19 protein-coding genes are annotated in these 21,664 nt (G+C 49.3%); 8 read left to right on the top strand and 11 right to left on the bottom strand.

The window, feature by feature from the left end:
• Positions 1 to 66: 66 nt before the first annotated feature.
• A complete protein-coding gene (locus tag BN102_RS09490; protein ID WP_019208907.1) occupies positions 67 to 1,269 on the bottom strand; it encodes a pyridoxal phosphate-dependent aminotransferase in 1,203 nt (400 codons plus the stop codon).
• 281 nt (positions 1,270 to 1,550) lie between these two features.
• Between BN102_RS09490 and BN102_RS09485 the strand changes: the two genes are divergently transcribed.
• Positions 1,551 to 2,174 (top strand): autotransporter outer membrane beta-barrel domain-containing protein, encoded by a 624-nt coding sequence (locus BN102_RS09485; RefSeq protein ID WP_035456538.1) that lies wholly within the window; start codon positions 1,551 to 1,553, stop codon positions 2,172 to 2,174.
• A gap of 21 nt (positions 2,175 to 2,195) precedes the next feature.
• On the opposite strand, the gene BN102_RS09480 is transcribed toward BN102_RS09485, so the two are convergent.
• Genes BN102_RS09480 through purL form a run of 3 tightly spaced genes read right to left on the bottom strand, consistent with a single transcriptional unit; the run spans position 2,196 to position 7,050 of the window.
• Positions 2,196 to 2,801, bottom strand: a complete 606-nt coding sequence (locus tag BN102_RS09480; RefSeq protein ID WP_019208905.1) for a chromate transporter — start codon at positions 2,799 to 2,801, stop codon at positions 2,196 to 2,198.
• Positions 2,798 to 3,346: a chromate transporter gene (locus tag BN102_RS09475; RefSeq protein WP_019208904.1), complete on the bottom strand. Its 549-nt coding sequence runs from the start codon at positions 3,344 to 3,346 to the stop codon at positions 2,798 to 2,800. The genes BN102_RS09480 and BN102_RS09475 overlap by 4 nt, the downstream gene beginning before the upstream one ends.
• The gene (gene purL / locus BN102_RS09470; protein WP_019208903.1) at positions 3,343 to 7,050 is read right to left on the bottom strand and encodes a phosphoribosylformylglycinamidine synthase; all 3,708 of its coding nucleotides are present in this window, start codon (positions 7,048 to 7,050) and stop codon (positions 3,343 to 3,345) included. Before purL ends, BN102_RS09475 begins: the two co-directional genes overlap by 4 nt.
• Positions 7,051 to 7,172: 122 nt before the next feature.
• On the opposite strand from purL, the gene BN102_RS09465 reads away from it, so the two are divergent.
• From BN102_RS09465 to BN102_RS09445, 5 genes are all read left to right on the top strand, one after another.
• Positions 7,173 to 7,838 carry a LysE family translocator gene (locus BN102_RS09465; protein ID WP_019208902.1) on the top strand — a complete coding sequence of 222 codons (666 nt, stop codon included), beginning with the start codon at positions 7,173 to 7,175 and terminating at the stop codon, positions 7,836 to 7,838.
• A gap of 41 nt (positions 7,839 to 7,879) precedes the next feature.
• Positions 7,880 to 8,425, top strand: coding sequence for a DUF4924 family protein (locus BN102_RS09460; protein ID WP_019208901.1), 546 nt, complete (start codon positions 7,880 to 7,882; stop codon positions 8,423 to 8,425).
• A 12-nt stretch (positions 8,426 to 8,437) separates the two neighbouring features.
• Positions 8,438 to 10,009: a peptide chain release factor 3 gene (locus BN102_RS09455; RefSeq protein WP_019208900.1), complete on the top strand. Its 1,572-nt coding sequence runs from the start codon at positions 8,438 to 8,440 to the stop codon at positions 10,007 to 10,009.
• Positions 10,010 to 10,158: 149 nt separating this feature from the next.
• Complete coding sequence (locus BN102_RS09450; protein WP_019208899.1) at positions 10,159 to 10,725, top strand: methyltransferase family protein; 567 nt, start codon at positions 10,159 to 10,161, stop codon at positions 10,723 to 10,725.
• Between the two features lie 427 nt (positions 10,726 to 11,152).
• Positions 11,153 to 11,842 (top strand): Crp/Fnr family transcriptional regulator, encoded by a 690-nt coding sequence (locus BN102_RS09445; RefSeq protein WP_019208898.1) that lies wholly within the window; start codon positions 11,153 to 11,155, stop codon positions 11,840 to 11,842.
• Between the two features lie 56 nt (positions 11,843 to 11,898).
• On the opposite strand, the gene BN102_RS09440 is transcribed toward BN102_RS09445, so the two are convergent.
• The 5 genes from BN102_RS09440 to BN102_RS09415 all read right to left on the bottom strand — a co-directional run bounded on the left by BN102_RS09440 (position 11,899) and on the right by BN102_RS09415 (position 16,987).
• On the bottom strand, positions 11,899 to 13,179 hold the full coding sequence (locus BN102_RS09440; RefSeq protein WP_036787988.1) for an alginate export family protein: 1,281 nt from the start codon (positions 13,177 to 13,179) through the stop codon (positions 11,899 to 11,901).
• 116 nt (positions 13,180 to 13,295) lie between these two features.
• Complete coding sequence (gene nrfA, locus BN102_RS09435) at positions 13,296 to 14,780, bottom strand: ammonia-forming cytochrome c nitrite reductase (protein WP_036787947.1); 1,485 nt, start codon at positions 14,778 to 14,780, stop codon at positions 13,296 to 13,298.
• A gap of 9 nt (positions 14,781 to 14,789) precedes the next feature.
• Positions 14,790 to 15,362: a cytochrome c nitrite reductase small subunit gene (gene nrfH / locus BN102_RS09430; RefSeq protein ID WP_019208895.1), complete on the bottom strand. Its 573-nt coding sequence runs from the start codon at positions 15,360 to 15,362 to the stop codon at positions 14,790 to 14,792.
• Positions 15,363 to 15,584: 222 nt separating this feature from the next.
• A complete protein-coding gene (gene rfbD / locus BN102_RS09420) occupies positions 15,585 to 16,451 on the bottom strand; it encodes a dTDP-4-dehydrorhamnose reductase (protein WP_019208893.1) in 867 nt (288 codons plus the stop codon).
• Positions 16,448 to 16,987: a UpxY family transcription antiterminator gene (locus tag BN102_RS09415; RefSeq protein ID WP_019208892.1), complete on the bottom strand. Its 540-nt coding sequence runs from the start codon at positions 16,985 to 16,987 to the stop codon at positions 16,448 to 16,450. The genes rfbD and BN102_RS09415 overlap by 4 nt, the downstream gene beginning before the upstream one ends.
• Positions 16,988 to 17,200: 213 nt before the next feature.
• Here BN102_RS09415 and BN102_RS09410 point away from each other — a divergent pair, with 213 nt between their 5' ends.
• Both BN102_RS09410 and BN102_RS09405 read left to right on the top strand, forming a co-directional pair.
• Positions 17,201 to 18,349 carry an MraY family glycosyltransferase gene (locus BN102_RS09410; RefSeq protein ID WP_245545382.1) on the top strand — a complete coding sequence of 383 codons (1,149 nt, stop codon included), beginning with the start codon at positions 17,201 to 17,203 and terminating at the stop codon, positions 18,347 to 18,349.
• Between the two features lie 10 nt (positions 18,350 to 18,359).
• A complete protein-coding gene (locus tag BN102_RS09405; protein ID WP_019208890.1) occupies positions 18,360 to 19,700 on the top strand; it encodes an MATE family efflux transporter in 1,341 nt (446 codons plus the stop codon).
• 361 nt (positions 19,701 to 20,061) lie between these two features.
• Here BN102_RS09405 and BN102_RS09395 read toward each other — a convergent pair whose 3' ends face one another.
• Positions 20,062 to 20,526, bottom strand: coding sequence for a MaoC family dehydratase (locus tag BN102_RS09395; RefSeq protein WP_019208888.1), 465 nt, complete (start codon positions 20,524 to 20,526; stop codon positions 20,062 to 20,064).
• The gene (locus BN102_RS09390; protein ID WP_019208887.1) at positions 20,526 to 21,662 is read right to left on the bottom strand and encodes a Wzz/FepE/Etk N-terminal domain-containing protein; all 1,137 of its coding nucleotides are present in this window, start codon (positions 21,660 to 21,662) and stop codon (positions 20,526 to 20,528) included. Before BN102_RS09390 ends, BN102_RS09395 begins: the two co-directional genes overlap by 1 nt.
• Positions 21,663 to 21,664 lie beyond the last annotated feature (2 nt).

Below are 21,664 nucleotides of genomic sequence, written 5' to 3'. Positions count from 1 at the left end.
CGAATGTTTAAAACAATATCGAATGCCGAAATGAAAAATATGAAAAAATAGTAAGAAAAAATATCTTCACTCTTTCACTCTTCCCGGGTACGCTTCTAACGCTTTTTTTAGGACAAGGAGGGCTTTTTCCAGATCTTTTTTATTGAGCACGTAGGCCAAGCGGACTTCGTTACAACCGATGCCGGGCGTGGTGTAGAAGCCGGATGCGGGAGCCATCATCACCGTCTCGCCTTCGTAATCAAAGGCTTCCAGGCACCAACGGCAGAACTTGTCGCTGTCGTCGACCGGCAGTTTGGCTACGGTGTAGAAGGCTCCCATCGGGATGGGAGAATATACGCCGGGGATCAGGTTCAGTCCGTCGATCAAACATTTTCTGCGCTCTACGTACTCGTCGTACACGTTACGGTAGTATTCTTCGGGTGCATCCAGGGACGACTCGGCGATGATCTGCCCGATCAGAGGAGGCGAGAGACGGGCCTGACAGAATTTCATGACGGCCTTGCGCACTTCCGTGTTCTTGGTGATCAGGGCTCCGATGCGGATGCCGCATTCGCTGTAGCGCTTCGAGACGGAATCGATCAGGATGACATGCTGTTCGATCCCCTCCAGATGGCAGGCGCTGATGTAAGGCGAGCCAGTGTAGATATATTCGCGGTACACTTCGTCCGAGAAGAGGTACAGGTCGTACTGCTTGACCAAGTCGCGTATCTGGTTCATCTCTCGGCGCGTATAGAGGTAGCCTGTCGGGTTATTGGGGTTGCAGATCATGATGGCGCGCGTGCGTTCGTTGATCAGCTCTTCGAACTTTTCTACCTTGGGCAGGCAGAATCCTTCGTCGATGGTGGTAGTGATGGTGCGGATTCTGGCTCCTGCCGAGATGGCGAAAGCCATGTAATTGGCATAAGCCGGTTCGGGAACGATAATCTCGTCACCCGGATTCAGACAGGAGAGGAAAGCGAAGAGCACTGCCTCACTGCCGCCGGAGGTAATGATGATATCGTCGGCGCCGACATGGATCTGGTACTTTTCATAGTAACCTACGAGCTTCTCCCGATAACTTTGATTGCCTTGAGAGGGAGAATATTCCAGAATCGTACGATCGATGTGCTGAAGTGCGTCTATTCCGACTTGCGGAGTGGGCAGATCGGGCTGACCGATGTTGAGGTGATAAACTTTAATACCTCGTTTTTTTGCGGATACGGCTAATGGGGCGAGTTTCCGGATAGGAGATTCGGGCATTTCCATTCCGCGTGCTGAGATCTTAGGCATTTGTATCTTGTATTTATTCGGCAAAAGTAATGGTTTTATTTTAATTAAGAATGAAGAATGAAGAATTAATTCGGAACTTCCAGAAGCCGTCAAAACGAGAAAGTAAGTTCCGAAAGTCCTGTAAGCGTTTCCGAAAATATAGCTTGTCGGGTATCCCCAAACTCATATAGAATAACAATAAGTAGGTATTGTCGGATAAGTTTCCTGCAACGATCTTTGTCCAATCGGATAGGTGTAAAAACAATCTACTCGAAAAGAAATACTCAAATAAAAATATCAATATGCGTAAGAAACTACTTTTTATGGGATGTTTGTCGGTTCTCATCTCTTGTTCCCTGAAGGCTCAGGAGAAGCATTATGCACATAACGCCTTTGGTACGGAACAACATGCACATGGAGGGCGTATCTTCGTTGGAGGTGCATTGACCTACTGGAACGACAATAAGGCTAAAACTCAAACATTGGATTTAGTCCCGGAAATAGGCTATCTGTTTAACGATACCTGGGGAATAGGAACCCTGCTAGGTTATGGTTATGAGACTGAACGCATGGAGACGAGTAATGCGAAAAAGAACACGCGAACTCTTCATATATCCCCTTTTGTACGTTATTATTATGTGCATCGCGGCCCTTTTAACCTGTTTTTGGATAGCGGTTTCGGGTTAAATGTTAAAAAGATAAAGATGAAAGGAAGCGATACCGTTCATACCCGTGGTTTTGAAGTGGGCGTTCGTCCTGGAGCATGCATAGACCTTACCGAAGGACTTTGCCTATGTCTGCGTATGGGATTCGTCGGTTATCGGAAAGATTATTTTTCCGGAGAAGAAGAAGGAATCGGGAATCAGGGATTCGGTATTCGTTTTGCTCCTGAAGAGCTTGCCATTGGTTTGGAGTTAGAGTTTTAACACAGGCTTGTTTGACGGCGATTAATAGAAGATGAATCCTGCGACGCCGCACAACACGATCGTCAGGACGGGATTGATCTTGAATCGGCGCGTGGCAATGAATGCCCCGATAAAAATCGATATGCTGAGGAGGAATTGCTCGTTGGCCGGGAAGAAATGACGGATTTCATCCCACGAGAAAGGGGTGAAGTGTCCGAAGTTTTCCGCATCCATGAGAATTAATGCGGCAGCGGCTAACAGACCGACAATGGCGGGACGCAAACCGCCGAATACGGCTTCCACAGACGGATGATTCCGATACTTCAGAAAGAACTTGCTGATAAGCCACATCAGGATGAACGAGGGCAATACCACGGCCAAAGTGGCGGTGACGGAACCTAATAGCCCCAGGAGAGGGTCATAGCCTGTATTAACCAACGATGTGTAGCCGATGTATGTAGCCGAGTTGATGCCGATCGGGCCGGGCGTCATTTGACTAATGGCTACGATGTCCGTAAATTCGCTGGGACTGAGCCAGTGATAACGGGTCACTACCTCGCTCTGAATCAGGGACAGCATGGCGTAACCGCCTCCGAAGCCGAACAGACCGATCTTAAAGAAGGTATAAAACAAATAGAGGTAAATCATGCTGCTGTCTTTTTATGTTTATACTTGCCGTAGAGGAAGCCGCCTACGCCTGCCAGTATGATGACGTACACTGGAGAGAGTCCCAACCGCCAGATCGCCAATGCCGACATGACGGGAATCCAACTGTTGGATCTCGTAATCCGGACACTTTTCGCCAATTGGAAGGCGGGAGCGGCAATCAGGGCTACGACTCCCGGCCGGATGCCCTTAAAGATGCGTTGCACTGTTTCGTTGTCCTTGAACTGCTGGAAGAACAGGGCAATACCCAAGATGATGAGGAAGGAGGGGAGGATAGTCCCCAACGCCATAGCTACGGCTCCTTTCAACTTGCGTAATTTATAGCCAATGAAGATAGATATGTTTACGGCGAAGATTCCTGGAATGGATTGGGCGATGGCCATCAAGTCTATAAACTCGTTCGAATCGATCCATTTCTTCTTATCGACGATTTCGGATTGAATAAGCGGGATCATGGCATAGCCTCCCCCGATCGTAAATAATCCGATCTTGAAAAAGGTGAGGAAGGCTTGTAAGTAAAACGTCATTTGCTGCCTACTTTTTCAATCCATTCCTTGGCATTCACAAAAGCTTCCATCCACGGAGTGACCTGGTCGCGATCCTTCCGGCCGGCAGGATAATACGGGCATTGCCACGGGAAATACGCTCGCTCCAAGTGAGGCATCATCGCTACATGGCGTCCGTCGGCGCTGGCGATGCCTGCTACGTTGTAATCCGATCCGTTTGGGTTGGCGGGATAATCCTCGTAAGTGTATTTCAATACCACCTGATATTTTTCTTCCGGATAGGGAAACGAAAACTTCCCCTCGCCGTGAGCCACCCAGATGCCGAGTTGGCTTCCGCTCAACGAGCCGAAGAGCACGCTACGATTGGCCGGAACGGTTACGCCTAAAAAAGCCGATTCGAACTTGCGGGAGTCGTTGTGAAGCATCCTCGTCCGCTTCTCCTGTTCGGGTGCGATCAGGTTCAGTTCGATCATCAGCTGGCATCCGTTGCACACGCCGAGCGAAAGGGTATCCTTGCGGGTATAAAATTTGTCTAAAACGGCTTTCGCTTTCGGATTGTACAGGAAGGCGCCTGCCCATCCTTTGGCGGATCCTAACACGTCGGAATTGGAGAAACCACCGCAGAAGACAATGAAATTGATCTCTTCGAGCGTCTCGCGCCCGGCAATCAAATCGGTCATGGTTACGTCCTTGACATCGAACCCCGCCAACCAGAGCATGTAGGCCATTTCGCGCTCGCCGTTCGTACCTTTCTCACGGATGATCGCAGCGCGGACGCCGCTCTTCGTACGACGGTCGGGATTCAGTCCCCATTGCGAGAGTTTGCCTTCGAACGAGGGGTTGATAGCGTACGTTATCGGTTGCTTCTTATAATTTTCGAAACGTTTCGTGGCGCAACCGTTCATGCTCTGCTTGCAGTCGAGCAGATACGAGGAAGCGTACCATATATCGCGCAAGTAATCGATGCCGAACTGATGCGTAGTGCCGTTTTTCGTGACGAGGATGTGCCGTTCTTCGGTCGGTATGCCGATTTTTACGTAACCTACGCCGGCATCTTCCAATATCCTTCTGACTTGTGCTTTATGTCTGTCGTTCACTTGGATGACGATTCCCGGGTTCTCGGCAAAGAGCAGCTTGACTGTATCGTCTTCCTTGATTTTGTTTAAATCGACCTCCATGCCTCCGTTCGTGCGGGCGAAACACATTTCCAACAAAGTCGTGATCAATCCGCCGGCAGAGATGTCGTGGCCGGCGAGGATCAAACCTTGATCGACCAGTTTCTGGACGGCGGTGAAGGCATTTGCGAAGTATTGGAAATCGACGACTGTCGGTACATCGTCGCCCACTTTATTCAACGACTGCGCAAAGGCGGATCCCCCTAAACGGAGGCGGTCGAAGCTGAAATCGATATGATAGAAAACGGAATGAGGGTCGTTAACCATGACCGGCGAAACGACTTTCTTTACGTCCGAAACTTCGCCTCCGGCAGTGACAATGACTGTTCCCGGGCTCAAAACCTTTTCTCCGTTTGGGTATTTCTCTGTCATGGAGAGGGAATCTTTCCCCGTTGGGACATTGATTCCCAAGGCGCAGCAGAAGTCGGACAACGCTTGTACGGCCCGATAGAGCCGGGCGTCTTCGCCTTCTTGTGCACGGCACGGCCACATCCAGTTGGCCGAGAGGGAGATGCTCTTCAGTCCTTCCGCCAGAGGAGCCCATATGATGTTGGTCAAGGCTTCGGCTACGGACAATACGGCACCGGCGGACGGGTCGGCCAAGCCTGCCTGCGGTGCATGCCCTACAGAAACGGCGATGCCCTTCTCACCCCGATAGTCGAGTGCCACGACTCCGCAGTCGCTCAACGGCAATTGCAGTTCGCCCACGCATTGCTGGCGGGCGATCTTTCCCGTGACGGAGCGATCGACCTTATTGGTCAGCCAATCCTTGCAGGCCACCGCTTCCAATTGCAATACGCGACGGATATGTTCGTCCAATCGGTTTGTATCGTAAATGGCATCGGCGTAGTGCCGTTCTTTGGTTTGGTCGATCATGTAGGTTTTGGGCGAAGAACCGAACATCTGATCGACAGCCAAGTCGAACGGACGAGTACCGTCGGGATTTTCGAACGCGAAGCGGGCGTCTCCGGTCGTTTCACCCACTTCGTACATCGGCGCCCGTTCGCGCGCCGCAATCTTCTTTACGTGGTCGATAGCCGACTCGTCGATCAGCAGGCCCATGCGTTCCTGCGATTCGTTGGCGATGATTTCCTTGTCCGACAAGGTCTTGTCGCCGACAGGCAACTTGTCCATCTCGATCAACCCCCCGCAATCTTCCACCAGTTCGGAAAGGCAGTTGACATGACCGGCTGCCCCGTGGTCGTGGATGGAGATGATCGGATTCCGCTCTTCCTCGCACAAGGCACGTATTACATTGTATATGCGCTTTTGCATTTCGGCGTTGGCACGCTGTACCGCATTCAGTTCTACGCCGGAGGTGTAACGTCCCGTATCTACCGAAGAGACGGATCCACCTCCCAACCCGATGCGATAGTTGTCGCCGCCCATTACGACGATCTTGTTCCCTTTTTCGGGAGTGCCTTTCAAACAATCTCGTTCCGTGCCGTAACCTACTCCGCCAGCTTCCATAATCACCTTGTCGTAACCGTATCGCTCCCCATTTTCTTCGTGTTCAAATGTCAGCAGGGAACCGCAGATCAGCGGTTGACCGAATTTATTGCCGAAATCGGATGCGCCGTTGGAGGCCTTGATCAGGATTTGTTCCGGCGTCTGATACAGCCATTTGCGTACGGGGAGAATCTTTTCCCAGCTGCGCCCCTCGTTCGTACGGGGGTAGGATGTCATGTAGACTGCTGTTCCTGCGATGGGCCACGAGCCTTTCCCGCCGCCCATCCGATCGCGTATTTCCCCTCCCGTGCCGGTAGAGGCACCATTGAACGGTTCGACGGTCGTAGGGAAGTTGTGCGTTTCGGCCTTCAACGAAATGACGGTTTTTATGGGGCGGACGAAAAAGTAATCCGACGTGCTTTGATCGGTCGGAGCGAATTGTTCTACCGTTGGCCCTTCCGCAAAGGCTACGTTGTCTTTATAGGCGGAAATAATTTTATTGGGATGCTCTTTCGTGGTTTTCTTGATCAACTGGAAGAGGGACGATTCTTTTTCTTTGCCGTCGATAACGAAGGTACCACCGAAGATTTTATGGCGGCAATGCTCCGAATTGATCTGTGCAAAACCGAACACCTCCGAGTCGGTCAACTTGCGTCCCAAGTTTTCGGCGACCCGATGCAAGTATCGGATTTCCTCGTCAGAGAGCGCCAGTCCTTCTTTCTCGTTGTATGCTTCCAGATTATCGATGTGGATGATCGGTTCGGGTTTTCGGTCGATGGTGAAAAGCCGTTCATCCAGTCCCTTATACATTCGTTGCAACATTACGTCGTATACGGCATTCTCGTCTTTTACGGGAAAGTATTCTTCGATGCGTCGGATACCGTTCATACCCATGTTCTGCGTAATTTCCACGGCATTCGTGCTCCACGGCGTAATCATTTCGCGGCGCGGACCGACGAAGTACCCTTTCAGGTCCGAGGCTGTCTGGACGACGGCATTCCCATAAAGCCAACTTAATTTCTGAATCTCTCCGGTCGACGGCGTATGGTCGACTTCCGTTGCAATGACACTCTCGGAAGGAGTTCTGAAAAATAGAATCATAGCACTGTATGTTATATATTTGCTTTTTTCGATCGCAAAGTTAGGTAAAAGCGCTTGTCTTTGAAAGAAAAACGGAAGCAAATATACGCGATATTAGCAAAAAAGTAGCTATCTTTGCGGACATGAATCTGATAGCGGTAGTTATATTGGAATTGGTAAAGGGACTTGTAATTGGGATCGTTGCCTCCGCACCGATGGGGCCGGTGGGTGTGCTGTGCCTTCAACGGACGCTCAATAAGGGACGATGGTTCGGATTCGTCACCGGCCTGGGTGCGACGTTGAGCGATATCTGTTATGCTTTGCTGACGGGGTACGGCATGAGTTTCATGGACGATTTTATTATTAAGAATCAGGTGACGCTTCAGTTACTGGGCAGTGCGATGCTCTTGGTTTTCGGTATCTATACGTTTCGCAGCAATCCCGTGAGGTCGATCCGACGGTATGATCCCAATCAGAAATATCCTACCGGCACTTATTTCCACAATTTCATCACCGCTTTTTTGGTCACACTTTCCAATCCGCTGATCATTTTCCTTTTCATCGGTTTATTCGCCCGCTTTTCGTTTATCAATCCCGAATTGTCCTGGCCGATTCAGTTGGCCGGTTATGTGGCTATCGTATGCGGAGCGATCTGCTGGTGGCTCATGCTGACAACCGGTGTGAACAAGATCCGTTCGCAATTTAATCTGAGAGGAATATGGATGATGAACAGAGTGATAGGGGGGATGGTCATCTTTATTTCGGTGGTGGGTATGATTCTTACGCTGACTGGGACGACCATCTATTGACGGCGCGTCGGTGATCGGTTGATTTTTAAAGTGAATATGGTATGTTTATTTCCCGGCAATTGAAAGAAGAGAATATGGCAGAATACCTGTTGTATATGTGGCAGGTGGAAGACTTGATACGCGCCAATGGCTGCGACATGGAGGAGATAAAAAAGAAAATCGTCGATCCGTATCCTGCCGCGGAGGAACAGAAACAGGAACTAATGCAGTGGTATACCGAGCTGATCGAAATGATGCGGCGGGAAAACGTGCAGGAAAAAGGACATTTGCAGGTCAATAAGAATGTGATTGCATGGCTCACCGATTTGCATCTTCGTTTGTTGCGTTCCGCTAAGTTTCCTTATTACGATTCCGCTTATGATAAGGTTTTGCCCTTTATCGTCGAACTGCGGGCGAAGGGAGCGAATCCGGACGAACCCGAATTGGAGACCTGTTTTGATGCCTTGTACGGTATCCTGATGCTGAAATTACAGCGGAAAGAAGTGAACAGAGAGACTGCCGAAGCGCAGGAGGCGATTTCGAACATGCTGGCTATGCTGTCCGACTATTACCGGCAGGTTAAAGCCGGCGAGTTGAATGTGGATTAAAATTTTGCCCATATGCTTAATCAGGAAATAGAGAGAAGGAGAACCTTCGCCATCGTAGCCCATCCGGATGCCGGCAAAACCTCGTTGACGGAGAAATTCCTCTTGTTCGGCGGACAAATTCAGGTAGCCGGCGCCGTGAAGAGTCATAAGATACGTAAAACCGCTACGTCCGATTGGATGGACATAGAGAAGCAACGGGGCATTTCGGTGACTACCTCGGTGATGGAGTTCGACTATCGGGATTACAAGATCAACATTCTCGACACGCCCGGACATCAGGATTTTGCGGAGGATACGTATCGGACGTTGACGGCCGTCGACAGCGTTATTATCGTGGTGGATGCGGCCAAAGGCGTAGAAGCGCAAACCTTGAAACTGATGGAAGTTTGTCGGATGCGCAAGACGCCTGTCATCATCTTCGTCAATAAGATGGATCGAGAAGGAAAAGATCCGTTCGATCTGCTGGACGAATTGGAGAGCGAACTGGCTGTATCCGTCCGTCCACTGACGTGGCCCATCGAATCGGGCCCTCGCTTCAAAGGCGTGTATAATATTTTCGAAGAGAAGTTGAATCTTTTCCAGCCGTCCAAGCAGGTGGTTACGGAGAAATACGAAGTGGATGTGCGTACGGACGATTTGGAACAACATATCGGAGCCTCTTCGGCAGAGAAATTGCGTTCCGACTTGGAACTGATAGCCGGCATTTATCCTACCTTCGAAGTGAATGCTTATTTGAAGGGCGATTTGGCCCCGGTGTTCTTCGGCTCGGCATTAAATAATTTCGGTGTGCAAGAATTGCTGGATAGTTTTGTTGAGATCGCTCCCCATCCGCGTCCCGTACAATCGCAAGAACGGTTGGTAGATCCGGAAGAGCCGAAGTTTACCGGCTTCATCTTTAAGATCACGGCGAATATTGATTCTAACCATCGTTCATGTATCGCTTTCTGCAAGGTTTGTTCGGGAAAATTCGTCCGCAATGCTCCCTATTATCATGTCCGTAACGAAAAGATGGTGCGTTTCTCTTCGCCCGCACAGTTCATGGCGCAACGCAAACAGACGGTGGACGAAGCGTGGGCGGGCGACATCGTCGGTTTGCCCGATAACGGTACCTTCAAGATAGGCGATACGCTGACCGAAGGCGAAGTGTTGCACTTCAAAGGTTTGCCCAGCTTCTCTCCGCTGATGTTCAAATACATAGAGAACGCCGATCCGATGAAACAGAAGCAGTTGGCAAAAGGCATCGATCAGTTGATGGATGAAGGTGTCGCGCAGTTGTTTGTCAATCAGTTCAACGGTCGGAAGCTGATAGGAACCGTGGGACAGTTACAGTTCGAGGTCATCCAGTACCGACTGGAAAACGAGTACGGGGCCAAGTGTCGTTGGGAACCGGTCAGCCTTTACAAAGCTTGTTGGATAGAGAGCGACGAGGTAGAAGAATTAGAGAATTTCAAGAAGCGAAAGTATCAGTTCATGGCGAAAGATCGGGAAGGTCGCGATGTCTTTCTGGCCGATAGCAATTACGTGCTCGCTATGGCCCAGCACGATTTTAAGCACATCGGATTTCATTTCTCAAGCGAATTTTGAGCAACTCTTCTCTGCGATCGTTCGCAACGCGGATAGGCGAATTCTTTCGGTTTTTTAGAAAAAATCACTATTTATCGGTATTGCCATCGTTAGACGAAACTCCTATTTTTGTCCTTATAAACCATATAATAGTTTAGGAGGAATCGATTATGAATGAATGGCAATTCTTCACTGCCTTAACGCCCGGTTGGTTCAATGCTTGGATACCCGTGTGGGGGATGGTGCTCATCCAGTTCGTATTTATGTTTCTGTACCGGGAGGGTGGCAAACGGGCGGTTGACACGTCGTGGTACACGGCGAAGGACAGGCGTAACGCCTTGTGGAGCACATTCTTTCAAATAACCCTGCTGCTCGTTTCCGTATTCGTGCCGTTCAAGACGGGCACGGCATGGTTTGCGGTCGGTTGCGTGCTGTTTGCGCTCTCTTTAATGGCGTTCATCGCTGCCTTTTACGCTTATGGCGCCGCTTCGCCCGACGAGGCGGTAACGGGCGGTGTCTATCGCTACTCGCGCAATCCGATGTACTTTGCGTTCCATTTAGGCATGCTTGCCGTTTGTATCGCTTCGACTTCGCTGTGGCTGCTCATAGTGATCGTTCCGTTCTTTGTCTTCACGCACCTGACTATTTTGGGTGAAGAACGGTATTGCGAAGCGACCTATGGCGAGACTTACCGAGCGTATAAAGCAAAGACGCCCCGCTATTTCCTGATTGGATAAATTAAGGAAGGCTTATGACGAAAATGCAGAAGAACGATTACCCCAAACTTGATGAACCGGTACGACGGATGTATTGACCGCCCGCAAATGATGGTCGCGGCTCTACATCTTGTGTAAGATAGATAATGTTCCCATTGTGTACTAATGGATTAATTTCCAGCGTAAAGGTATTGAAAAACGTTGGAAGAAACGAACCGAAGAACGGTGAAACTCCCCGCTCTTGACGCCAGGACCTCTTTAAGAAGAGGGGCAGGGAGAGCAAATGCGTCAACCCTGATTGCCATGAGAATCGGCCTCCATGCCGACGGCGTGTTTTTCGGAGAACTCTGTCAGGTAGTCGAAGAAAGATTTTTCATTTTTTAGTTCGGCCGGTTTGTAATCGGAAAATTTTGTCTAAATTTGTAGACAACAGACGAATCTAAGTGCTATGAAACGAATTCAATACGATGATGCGTATAGAGAGATTTTACTGACGATTACATTACTGAAAGATCTGCAAGAGAACATTAGGAGAGAGCTTATAGAGAAGCTCGATGTGCTGGTGTACGAAATCCCGAAAGGGGAGACGGTGATTAAACAGGGCAGTATCTGTCGGAAATTATATGTGTTGCTCAAGGGGAAATTGCGTGTAGATATGATCGATGTCAACGGAAATGATATTTTAATCGAATATATCGAGGCTCCGAGAGCATTTGCCACTCCTCTTTTGTTCAATGAAGACGCCAAATTTTCGGCTACTTTCACTGCCGTGGAAGATAATATTCTGCTGACGGTTTCCAAGGAATCGGCTTTTGACGTATTCTGCGAATATCCCGAAATATTGAAACGTTTCTTGAATATTGCAGGGAAATGCAATGTCTGTACGACGGTGCGTTTGGATATCTTATCGCGGAAAACTATACGTGAGAGGCTTTTGGTCTATTTCTTCAAACATAAGAAGAAAGAAGATCTCGTCGTTTCGATGATGCATTCGCAAATTCAATTGGCCCAATATCTGAATGTGTCGCGTCCTGCCCTTTCGACGGAAATCAATAAGTTGGAGAAAGAAGGCCTTATCAAACGAAAGGGAAAGAATCGCATCGAATTGAATCTAAAGGAGCTGCGCGAGCCGATGTGAAGATGTTTCCGTGCTCTTCATATCGGCTGGGTAGCTGAATGGTTGAAAGTAAAGGTTTACCATTTGGCAGAGAATAATTTCGGAGTCAAGTTTAAGGAAATCCACCCCCAATCTTGCCAGCTTTTGTGGTTCCCACCTTTTACGGCATCCATCGTCTTCGTGCCGAACATCACCGAATAACCGAATGTCAGGGTTGCATCCTTCATGATTTTCCAGTTCAGCTGATAGTCGAGCTCCGTGCCCAGGCTGCGATTTAAATCTTCCAGTTTGGCAGCGGTATTGAAGTAATGTCCGGTAAGTCCCATGTTAATTTCGGGTGAAGGTTTGAAGTGGAGGTCGATATAATTGTCCCATAATCCGGGGGCGTGCCCGGAGGTGAACGAAGATGCATAGAAATAATCCATCGTGCCATAGAACTTGTGATGAGTCCCGTAGAGCGGATCGAATGCATTATACTTGTCTCCTTTACCGTTTTCGCCGCTCATATAGTCGCTTCCGAGACTGATTTTCCATGAATCGTTGATTTTATATCCGGCAGTGATGCTTGCCATAAAACCGGAAACGCTTTGCGAAGCCTTGTTCTTTCCGCTTTGATAGTAGAACGTTCCGCTGAGGTCCCATACCGATGGCGCGTAAGTCATATATGTTCCGAAAGTTTGCAGGTATTTCGTATCCGATTTCTTCTCTGTCGCATCGCCTGTTTCGAAGCCGAGATTCATAAAGAGTAAGGAGATATTAAACGGGGTTTGTGAGCCGGTATAATGATACCACAACGTTTGCATGTTTTTATAGGGCTGAGCTCCGGGGGCATAATAAGTGCCCCCGATGATTTTTTCGTCATTTTGATTGAATGCCAGGATCAAATGTAACTTGCGGTTTCGGTCTTCGTATCCGAATTTTAATGCGTCGTGATATCGCCCGGCCACATTCCAATCGAGGCTGCCGAGAATACGGTCGTCATCGTACACCAGATCTTGTCGGCCGAGCTGGGTAAAGAAGCCGTTGCCGAGTCGGAGCTTTGCCCAAGCCTCATGGAGAATAAAACGGCCGTTTTTGTCGATTTGCGGATCTTGTCCCCATACCCCTACGTGTTGTGTGGAGAATTTTATTTCCAGATTGTCACGTTGATATCCCATCGACAACCTGGCGCGGCTGTTTATGAAACTGGCCGGCTTCTTCCCCTCATCGCGCGGGGAAATCATACCGTTGCGATATTCGCCTCTCGTGCGTATTTGTGCAGACAGGCCGAACGTATTTTCTTGGGATGTATTTTGAGCCTGTAAGGTCGCTGAAACGCATGCGCCCATCAGCAGTAAAACAAAAAGGTGTTTCTTCATGATAATCATAATTAATGTGAAACGGTATTATTCGATATGATACATACGTGTTATTTATATTCGCATCGGGGACAAACGGTCTGTCCGGCAGTAAAAATGAAGAAAGACGGTATGCGTTACATTTGTTCTAAACGGCCGTTTTCTTTCGCTTTCTGTATCCATTGCGGGACGATGGTCTTCATAAATCCGGCCTTCGTTGCCTTTTCTTTTTCCATATCGAGGCCGATGTAGGCCTGTGCTTTGGCCTTCGTCGAGATGTCAGGCATAGGCACATCGTCCGTGTACCCGAGTTTCGCCAATACTTTTGAGATGACCAACCGCGCCTGTAAGGTATTGTCCAAACCGTTGTGGATGATACGCATAAATTCTTGCGGAGCATGGAATGAACCGCCGTGCGTGGCCCCCGCGAAATCCCAGCGCCATTGCGCCTTCCGGATAAGGTCGAGCACGGGTTTCATTTGAGTCTCGGTTGCACCTTTTTCCCACGCGAATTTGGCTTCGATATGCGCTTTTGCAAGTTCTGAAGTCAGGTGATCGAGGGCGGCATATGCCTTGCCGTGGCGTTCGCGAACATTTTGGATAAGGGTCTCTTCGCTTTCCCGATGGCAAACTTGACAGGTACGATCGATTTTTGCCAGTGGACTTTGAATATGATGATCGCTGAATTTTACGCCTCCTTCGCTCTTATAGGGCATGTGACAGTCGGCGCACGAAACGCCTCGTTGTCCATGAATTCCCATTTTGCTAAGTTCGTAATCCGGGTGTTGCGCTTTCAATATCGGCGCTTTGCTTAACGGATGAATGTAGTCGTAATAGTTTATTTCGTCGTAGTACGTTTCCATATCTTCGCATGTGAATCCTTTGTCCCATGGGAAAGTAAGGTATTTGCCGTCTCCTTTGAAATAATATTCTACGTGACATTGTGCGCACACGAGCGAACGCATTTCCTGTTGTGTCGCATTTTTAATATCCGTTCCCTGTCGTTCGAGGGCTTCGATCAGGGCGGGTCGACTGATTTGCAGATTCATATTTTCCGGTTCGTGGCAATCGGCGCAACCGATCGGGTTCACGATTTCGCTGCCTAATGCTCCCCATTTGCTCTTATAGAAATTGGCAATGCCCATGGCCTCCATCATACGCGGTACGTCGGGGCTCTTACAAGTCCAGCAAGTAGCAGGTTGCGGACCGTCGGTTTCAGTCATGGGAGCACCTGTGCGCAATGAACGCGTAACGTCTTCGATGGCATGCATGTGTCCGCGCGGAGTGGTATAGTCTTTTGAAAAAGCATATCCGGCCCACATGATAACTATTTCGGGACGTTCTTCAAGTACATCGACAGCCTCGCTTCCTTGGAAGAAGTCACTGCGAAACGAAGTGTCTTCCGTATCTTTCCAAGTCTTGTATTCGCGTGGGAAATCGTCTTTAAATTTTTCATTCTGGGCCACGATTCCGCTCATCGGCGTGCGGCGATTATTGAATACACTGATCACTTCGGCTCTTCGTTCCATCAACGAGGAAACGAGTAAACCTAAAATAAATACGACAACCATTGATACTCCAAACAATAGCCATCCTTGCCATGATTTTAATTTATTTGTCATATTTAAAAATTATTGTTTACGGTTAGTCATTATTTTTTTTAGCCATGCGGGGACGGGAGAAGCGGGATAGGGGGCGATGGCGCCGGGCGTACCCGACAAGCTGTTCTTTCCGCCGTGAGGAACGTCCCGATGACAGTCCCAACAAGCTTTTCCCGCACCTGCTTGCGACATCATGTAATCGATGCGCCCCGTCTTAACGAATTCGGTATTCAGTTGCGTATGACAACGGATACAGTTATTCATGATCACTTGCGAACTGGCTTCGTGGGCTTGTATCACCTGCGGTTCGCCTTTCGCGAGGAAGACCGAAACATGGTTCATTCCGTCTTTCCCTTTAAAGAACCATTTGGAAACGAGATTATCGTGCGGCACGTGGCAATCATTGCAAGTAGCGTCTCTGCTATGCGAACTATGCATCCAGGTGGCGTAATACGGCGTCATTATATGGCAGTTCACGCAAGCAGAAGGTTCATCCGTCAGATAGGAATGCGCTCGGAGCATGTAGAGAAACAGACCTCCCGCTCCGACGATGATTCCCATCAAAACAATACCTATCATTTTCTGTTTTTTCGAAAATACCATGATCTTTTCACTTTTTGACGGAAAATAGGATTAAATTTTCAATATGATTGTCATAATTATGACATTATCGAGTTTTTTTCTCTATTTTGTCGAGGAAGGGAGAATTCATACGCGGATCATGGAAATTTCCGTGAAAAACCAGGATAGAGCGGAGAAAGGAAGAGTATGCATGGTCGGTTGCGGCTGCGACCTATTTCCAGGCGATGGCGAAATAAGTGATGTTTACGTATTCTGATCCCGCATCAACCGATTGATGCAATCTTTCAAACTGTCTCTCCAATAGGGGATAGAGATGTCAAACGTTTTCTTAATCTTGGTCTTGTCCAAAACGGAGAATGCAGGCCGAGGCGCCTTACTTGGGAATTCGTCGCTGTGACAAGGCGACACGTTGCAGTGATGTTGGGCCAATTCGTTGATTGCCTGTGCAAAATCGTACCACGAGATGGCTCCTTCGTTGCTGAAGTGATAAATCCCTTCCTTATCCAATCGGTCCGATTCGATCAGGTGGACGATCGCCGTTGCCAGATCGTATGCATACGTGGGCGTGCCTGTCTGGTCGAACACTACTTTTACGGTAGGATTTTCGGCTGTGAGCTTCAGCATGGTCTTTACAAAATTGTGTCCATAAGGAGAATAGAGCCATGACGTCCGGATGATAATATGCTTGCATCCTGCAGCTCGTATCGCCTCTTCGCCTGCTAATTTGGTCTTGCCATATACGCCGGCCGGTCGGGGCGGGTCGTCTTCCTTGTAGGGGATTACCCTGTCTCCCTGAAATACATAATCGGTCGAGATGTGGATCAATACGGCATCGGATTCTTTTGCGACCGTAGCCAAATCGGATACAGCTTGCCGGTTTAACGCATCGGCAGCGGAGTAGTCGTCCTCCGCCTTATCCACATGGGTGTAGGCGGCGCAGTTTACGATGACATCGATAGGCTGTGCATCGATTGTCCGGCGAATGGCGTCCTTGTTCGTAATGTCCAATTCGTCGATATCGGTGAAGATATACCGATGGAGGCTCTGCGCGGTCGCCTCCCGGATGGAAGCGCCTAACTGTCCGTTGGCGCCGGTAACTAATACATTCATTCGGACATGTTTTTTACAGGTTCTACAAAGCCGACGGGAATTTCGGTGCCTACACATCCCAGCCAGTCGATGCGGACAACTACCTTCGACGTGCGATTTACGCGGATCAGTTCTCCTTGCAGTCCGGTCAACGGGCCTTTGATCACGGTGATCATCATGCCGGGCGTCAACGGAGTATTGAGTTTTTCTATCGCCGTATCGGAATAATCGAGCATGAAACGAAAGCGATCCATCTGATCGGAGGGGATCGTCGCTACACGATGTTGCCCGATGGCCATCAAGTAATGTGTGACGGAGGGAAGTTGCAACGCTGCGAGGCGTTCTTTATTCGTACCGTGAATAAAGATCGTCATGGGGAGTACCACGCGTTGGATTTTTTTGCGGCCTCCTTTGTAAAAGCGGATTTCCTCCTGAACGGGCACATAACATTCTATCCCCATCAGTTTGAGCTTCTCCGCTACGCTCTTTTCGTGACGGGAGAGCGTGTAGGCCACATACCAACGGCGTTCCGGGCTCGTCATGACGGTTTTCTTCATAGTGCAAAGATACGTTTTTTTTGAGATAGGCAAGGCAGGAAGAGGGAAATAGAAAAAGGTGCTCCCGTAAAAAAATAGTAGAAAAATTTTAATATTTTCTTTTTTAATTCTACTTTTGTTAGGCGATTAGCCGGAGGGTACGGTCGGCCGAGGGCGGGTAAATCCCTTTTGAAAGCGATCGTGTAAACTGTTGGTTTCATTTAGAACAGATATATGGATTCTTTCGTTTCAGATATGCTTTTCTGGTGGGGTATCATGCTCCTTGCTATCCTGATAAGTTCCTTCTACAATGGGTTCATTACTCCTAAGATTCTGCTGATATCTTTTAGAAAAAGACTGTTCGACGAACCTGATAAACGAAAGATTCACCATGATCCTATCCCTCGCTTAGGAGGTTTTGCCTTTGCTCCATGCATTATCTTCACGGTTTCTTTTGCCGTAGGTGTGGCGCTTGTTTTTTCCAAGGGCGAGTTGATCACTCATTTGGTAGCGGAGTCGCGCAGTATGGCATTCGGCCTGTGTGCGTTGACCCTTATCTTTTTGATCGGTACGATGGACGATTTGGTAGGAGTGAGGTATTGGAACAAGTTCTATATTCAAATATGCTGTGCCGTACTGTTGATTGGCGGAGATATGTGGCTGAACGATTTGCACGGTCTGTTCGGTATTCATGAGATCTCTTGGTGGATTGGCTATCCGTTGACTATTTTGGTGGTGGTTTTTATCATCAATGCGGTCAATCTGATGGATGGAATCGACGGGCTGGCTTCCGGTTTGAGCGGCGTGGCACTGATTTATTACGGGGCGATCTTTATGTTTGAAGAGAAATACGCGCAGGCCCTGATCTCTTTCTCCGCATTAGGCACGATCATTCCTTTTTATTACTATAATGTATTCGGAAGTGCGGAACATGGGCGGAAGATTTTCATGGGAGATACCGGTTCCTTAACGCTCGGACTGATTTTGAGCTTTTTGAGCATCGAGTTGTGCTCTCATACTCCGAATGAGAAGTTGGTGCTCTATAATTACTTCGTATTGGCATTTGTGCCGTTGGTCGTTCCCTGCTTCGATGTGGTACGCGTGTTTTTTCACCGCATTCGCCTCGGGCGCAGTCCTTTCCTGCCCGACAAGAATCATCTTCATCATAAACTGTTGTCGATGGGGATGAAACAGCGCCGGGCTATGGTTTCGATCTTGTGTATCGCTGCTTTTCTGATCGTCATCAATATGATATTGTCTTGTTTCATTCAGGTTACTTTGTTGATCGTCATCAATATGGCGGCATGGTTGCTTTTCATCAAGTTCTTGAATAAGAAGATCGACAATCGTGATGCTCGCAAAGACAGTTGCGTAGAGAACTAACAGCTTTTATATGAACCGTACTACGAATGAAATGACCGAGGGAGCTACGCTGCCTCAAATATTTCGTTTCGCAGGGCCTTTGTTGGGTGGGAATCTGCTTCAACAGACCTACTCGTTGGTGGACGCCGCCATCGTGGGGAAATTCTTGGGCATCCATGCCTTGGCAGCCGTAGGCGCCGGCTCTTCGGTGATTTTCCTGATCCTGGGCTTTTGCAACGGTTGTTGCGGCGGCTTCGGTATTCCTGTAGCTCAGAAGTTCGGGGCAAGGGATTACGCCAGCATGCGAGGCATGGTGTGGACCGCGTTTAAGTTAGCCGCCCTTATGAGCATGGCGATCATGCTCGTCACTTCCCTGCTGTGCGACGATATCCTGCATTGGATGCGTACGCCGGAGGCTATCTTTCGGGATGCCTACTGGTATTTGCTCATTACTTTTATAGGGATCCCCTGTACGTTCTTCTACAATCTGCTGTCGAGCGTTATCCGCGCTTTGGGCGACAGCGAGACACCGTTCTGGTTTTTGCTGTTCAGCACCGTGCTGAACATCGTATTGGATCTATGCTGTATTCTTTTGCTGGGTTGGGGCGTGGCGGGAGCGGCCGTCGCTACGTTGATCGCGCAGGGAGTATCGGCTGTTCTCTGCTATCGGTATATGCATCGGCATTTCGATATTTTGCGGAGTAGCGTGCAGGAGCGGAAATATCGTTCGAAATACGCGCGTATACTGCTTTATATCGGCGTACCGATGGGTTTACAATTCAGTATTACCGCTATCGGCAGCATCATGCTTCAGAGCGCCAATAATGCGTTGGGAACGGCGTGTGTAGCGGCTTTTACCGCTGCCATGCGCATCAAGATGTTTTGTATGTGCCCTCTGGAAAGCTTAGGCATCGCCATGGCTACTTTCGCCGGCCAGAATTACGGGGCTGGAAAACCCCAGCGGATTTGGCAGGGCATGAAGTCTGCGTGGTGGATGATGTGGATCTATAGCCTCGGTATGGGCGTAGTGCTATGGACTTGCTCGGAGATTTTCGCCTTTCTGTTTATCGATCCTTCCGAAACGGAAATCGTTCGCGATACCGCTCTGTTCCTGCACATATCCGTATCGTTCTATCCGGTGTTGGGTACGCTTTGCATCTTGCGTTACTCCATTCAGGGGGCGGGATATACGGGGCTCTCCATGTTGTCGGGCGTGTCGGAGATGATTGCTCGCGTCGTGGTCAGTGTCGTTGCTGTACCCGCTTTCGGTTACGTGGCCGTGTGTTTCGGCGATCCCACCGCATGGGTGGCAGCGGTTGCTTTCCTCGTCCCGGCCTTTGCGTGGGTTTATCGGAGGATCAGTGAGGCGTAGCGAACAGATCTCCGCTTTTGCTGCTTGCGGCAGCCGGGTGTCTCGGCGGAGATTCTTTTTCGATGCCTCGGCAGCCGGGTGCTCCCGGCGGAGACTCTTTTTCGATGCCTCGGCAGCCGGGTGCTCCCGGCGGAGACTCTTTTTCGATGCCTCGGCAGCCGAGTGCTCCCGGCGGAGACTCTTTTTCGATGCCTCGGCAGCCGAGTGCTCCCGGCGGAGACTCTTTTTCGATGTCCCGGCAGCCGGGTGTTCTCGGCGGAGACTCTTTTCGACATTCTGTCGAGTGCGAATATCCGTCGACCTTATCGGCAGCGCTGACCGTTGGGAGCGGGGGTAAAAACGGGATGTCGTTTCGAGGTATTTATTCGAAATAATAGAGGAAGGTCGCCACGCCCTCCAAGGCTTTCTTCCCCTCTTCTTTGATATCCAGGGTAAATTTGATCTCTGCTTTAGTGATTCCCCTGAGGTTTTGAATGCTCTGCAGGACGGCGGTAAGGCGAATGCTTTGACCGGCCAGTACGGGCTGTCCGAATTTCATTTTATCCATCCCGTAATTGACCATCATCTTGAGGTTATGCACTTCGATGACCTGGTTCCACAGCCGGGGGAGCATGGACAGCGTGAGGTATCCGTGAGCGATGGTGCTGTGGTAGGGCGAGTCTGTCCGAGCGCGCCTCACGTCTACGTGAATCCATTGATGATCGTCTGTAGCGTCGGCGAATCGGTTGATCCGGTCTTGATTGAGTGGCACGTAATCGGATACGCCGATGACCTTGCCTTGCCATGCGGCGAACTCTTCGTAGTTATGAACGATACATTTTCCCATTATGCTTTTCCTTCCTTTTGTTTAATTGTTTCCGAGGTGCAGAACAGCTTCTTCCATGCGGTGAATTGAGCCTCCAGATAGATCCATGCGCAGCTTCCCGCGAATCCCAGGAAGATACATCCGACGAGCAGAAGCATCTTGTGGGGTTTGGACGGTTTGAGCGGGACGACCGAGGGTTGAATCACGACGAAAGCCGGCGTATTCTCCTGCACTTTCGCCTTGGCGGCCTGTAATTGTTGAGTGGTTTGCGAGTAGATCTGGTATGTCAGGTTCATTTCGTTTTGCAGTCGTTCCTGTTCGGCCCGGTAGCTGTGCAAAAAGATATTCTGATTGGCGTCCGTAAAGTGGGCGTATTTATCCTGGGCTTCGGTGTATGCGGTTTTCGCTTCTTGGTAGAGCGTTTTCGAATAGGCCAAATCTTTCCGCGCTTTGTTGGTGCGGTAAGTGGTGATATAATTCTGCAGGTTGACTAAAATCGTGTCGGTGATCTGCGCGGAGATGACGGGGTTCTGCATGGTTACAGAAAGGTCCATCACACCGGTTTTATTGTCGACTGTGAGGATTAAGTTCTCTTTTAACAGGGTGATGACCTTTCTTTCTCTCTTGGTCAGGTTGGAGGGGGCGAAGATTCGCTCCTCCTCTCCTTTTTTCTCTTTGAAGATGCCGATTATTCTTGACGGGACGGAGAATATGCCTCGCATGGCGATGTTCCACCACGGGGTTCTGTAATCGTTTAGGAGGTAGTTGAACAGGGTGGTCACGCTGTCTTCGTTTTGTACTTTTACGTGGAACAGATCGATGAGGAAAGGGGTCGAGTTCATCACCTCCGGATAAATCTGATCGGACAGCGCGTCGGAGCTCGAGGAGCTCAGGTTAATGCCTGCCATTGCCGCCAACGAACTTAGGCTTCCTCCGCTCCTTCCCGTGGTCCTTTCCAGGGACACTTTAACGCGGGTCGTATATTCTTTCGGGATGCTGAAAGCGATAAGCAAGCCGAACAAGGCAGCTCCTCCGCAGACTTTATAGATCAGCTTGCGTCTCTGCCAGAGCTTTCGGACGATTTCCGTCAAGTCGATTTCTTGCTCTTCGTATTGCCGTTCGGTTTCTTTGATGGGGGGCGTATGTGTTTGACTCATAT

The sequence above is a fragment of the Phocaeicola abscessus CCUG 55929 genome, assembly GCF_000312445.1.
Taxonomy (GTDB): domain Bacteria; phylum Bacteroidota; class Bacteroidia; order Bacteroidales; family Bacteroidaceae; genus Phocaeicola; species Phocaeicola abscessus.
The sequence above is the reverse complement of the archived record's forward strand: the minus strand, read 5'-3'. Positions and strand labels throughout refer to the sequence as shown.